Consider the following 2,927-nt stretch of genomic DNA (forward strand, 5'->3'; position numbering starts at 1 on the left):
GCAAAAAACGCAGTTTCATGCTTCGCAGAAGTATTCGATGTAAAGAAAGAGACAAAGTACAATGTAATGGAGAAAATCAAAAATTGGTATGGGGAATTAGAAGTATCAGTCAAACAATCGCCGCTTACGGGTGATGCATTTAAATTAAGAAAGTATGCCGATATTGAACAATCAGATCAATTTGAACAGAAATTTCTAATAGAGTTGCCTAGAGAATTAGGATTAAAAGAATATACAAAGTGGGAAAACGCAGATGAGGTTCTGCAAGTATACAAGAGGAAATTATCAAAAGCCAAAACAGAAATCGAGAAATTGCAAAAGAAGGTTGCACCTTCACATGAGCCCAAAGAATTATCAAAAGAGGCAGAGTCCTTGAAAGACTCCTTAAAGGAAAGAATACGGAAGGCAGGGATAAAGAAAGAAGAGATCATAATGCTTCTTGAAGAATTGCTTGAGGAATACAAGAAATGATTAGCGTAATGGTCGATCCTTATGGACTAAGCGAAGAAATACCTACAGTTTTGGTTGTAAGGGATGAATCTCAGTTTATTGATAGTCGCCTTAAGATAAGAGATGCCCTGCACAAGGGGAAGGATCTGAATGTGATTATTAAGAATAGGAGAATTGGGCAATGGTACGAAAGTTTGAGGGATTATCCAGATGTGAAGATAGAAATTCTTTCACCAAGTTCAGTCTTGTCGCGAGCGTTGAATCTCTCAGTTAGTCTATCTTTGAATTTGTCAGTGAACGATTCTGAAATACAGGAATTGGGATTAGTCGAGAAAGTAGAGAAGAACCTACCTCAAACAAGATTGGTGACCACAAGAGACATAGAAAGTTGGGTGCTTTCTGTCTGCGTAGGTGAGTGTTGGGGAGAAAAAGGAGGTACCTTAACGCACTTTGCAGAAATGGCTTCCTTTTTTCTTAATGTGAAAGAGCTTCAGAAACATCCTGCTTTAGCAAGGCTTATGAAGAAACAAGAAGAAGGATGGTTTGATTCTCCCGTTGGTGAAATTTATAAATGGCTATTTATGGTTCCTAGGGATAGGTCTTTTTTTATCTATGCCTGGCAGATTTTGAAGAATTATGACAAAACAATGAGAGAAAACATTCTGGATGAAATAACAAAACGGGACAGACAAGTATTGGAACCTCTTGAAAAATGCGTAGAACAGATTCCTCTCATCGAATGCAAAGATGACTACAAGAAAAAATCAGAGCTTAGTGACCTACTGGAGATGAAGTGGAAAAATATTCTAAAAAGCAAGCTTACGCATGGGGAGAGTGAAAACGATGAGACGTTGAAAAAAAGATTTGGACAGATAATTGGCGAAGCGGCAATGAAGATGTCAGGGAGAATTGCCGGGGAGATAAACGCGGTCTCGTTCTTCGTAAGAGAAAATCCATTTTATTTCAGCAAAGACCTGTTTGATCTTATAGGTGCTAGATTTACGGTATTCCAGAAGCAAGTTGAAGAGCTAAGTCAGTTTATTCCGCCGAGATTTCCGACGGAACCTCGGTTGGATTGGGACTGGGGTCAAATGAGCAAATGGGCAACAAGTGAATACTTTCCTTATAAAAAATGGTCTATCCAACAAGGGAGGAGAGACAAGAAAATCGAGGAAATTGCCGAAACCTACAGCGAGTGGCTCCACAGGAAGTATCCCCAATTAAAAAATCAATTGTCACCATTGATCTATGGTACCTGGTATAGGATCAAGAAGCACATAGCACAGGGCTACCGGATACTTTGGATCATAATCGACAACTTATCCTGGTTTTATTTAAAAGATATTATCAAGGCTTTCAAGGAGGAGAAACTTTTCTGCTCTTCCGAACCAATACCTTGCCTCTCAATGCTTCCAAGCGAAACCAAAATTTCAAAGACAGCGTTAGTCGCAGGTAAGCTGCCAAATCAAATAGAAGTGGACAAATACCAAAAATACACATTGCTTTTTGAAGATTTTTGCAAGCAGAGCAATATGATGAGTTATAAGGCTATTCCAGATAGTGAATTTAGAAAAAGCAAATTGGAGGAGCATCAAGTAACCTGCTGTATTATTAACAAACTTGATATTTCAAGTCATGGTGGCTTTTTTGATTTGGAGGACGAAATAAAGGATTTCTTAAAGCGAATCGCACAATACGTAAGAAACTTCTTGCCTAGGGATTTGTCTTCTAAGAAGTTCTATCTTGTTATTAGTACCGACCACGGATGCTGCATAATTCCTCAAAACATCAAAGGTCTCGGCAAGCCAGGTAGTGCAAGGATGGAGAAAGAACATAAGCGTTTTGTCTATGTGGATTCAAATCAGCATCTTGATAAGAACTGGTATTTTTTGGACAAGGATAAATTCGGTCTACCAGAAAGTATTGCGATTGCAAAGGGCTATAGGTTTGTTGGTAAGAGGAAACCAAAGGGATTGATTCATGGCGGAATGACACCCGAGGAGACAGTTATCCCCCATTTGGAGTTTTGCCTGCAACCGCTGGAGCTAAAAGATATTCAGGTCTACCATAGTAGCTCACCCATCATAGGGACTCGAAAACAAAAAGTAGAATTATCGATTAGAAATTTGAACGATTATGAAATCTCTAACGTGGCAGTATATGTTCCTTCTCATTCTATAGAGATAAAAATAGAGAAGATACCTGCAAAAGATGAAGTAAGCGAATCCTGTGAAATCACTTTGTCAAGAGAAGAAGTTATTGGTAGCAAAGATAATATAGTGACCTTACGAGGGTTTTATAGTTTTGATTGCATGGGAGAACCGAAACGTGGCGAAGTTGAAGTAAAGATTAAGATAAGAAAAATCATTGAGGGTTTCGAAACTGCGGAGGAGATTTTTAAGTCTTGAAAAGAGAGTAGAGTCTTACTTAGAAAATGCTTGATATTTTCATAGTTCACGGGTGATGGCCCCATCATG

General features: G+C 38.7%; 2 protein-coding genes. Both read left to right on the forward strand.

Translation table 11 applies throughout. The features are described 5' to 3' along the window. The coding region (locus HW443_RS10355; protein WP_176238159.1) for a hypothetical protein at positions 1-471 on the forward strand (471 nt) is incomplete at its 5' end. Further along, positions 468-2,858 carry a PglZ domain-containing protein gene (locus HW443_RS10360; protein ID WP_176236734.1) on the forward strand — a complete coding sequence of 797 codons (2,391 nt, stop codon included), beginning with the start codon at positions 468-470 and terminating at the stop codon, positions 2,856-2,858. The genes HW443_RS10355 and HW443_RS10360, both read left to right, overlap by 4 nt. The last annotated feature ends 69 nt before the right edge of the window (positions 2,859-2,927 follow it).

It is taken from the genome of Candidatus Hakubella thermalkaliphila, assembly GCF_013281975.1.
Classification (GTDB): domain Bacteria; phylum Actinomycetota; class Humimicrobiia; order Hakubellales; family Hakubellaceae; genus Hakubella; species Hakubella thermalkaliphila.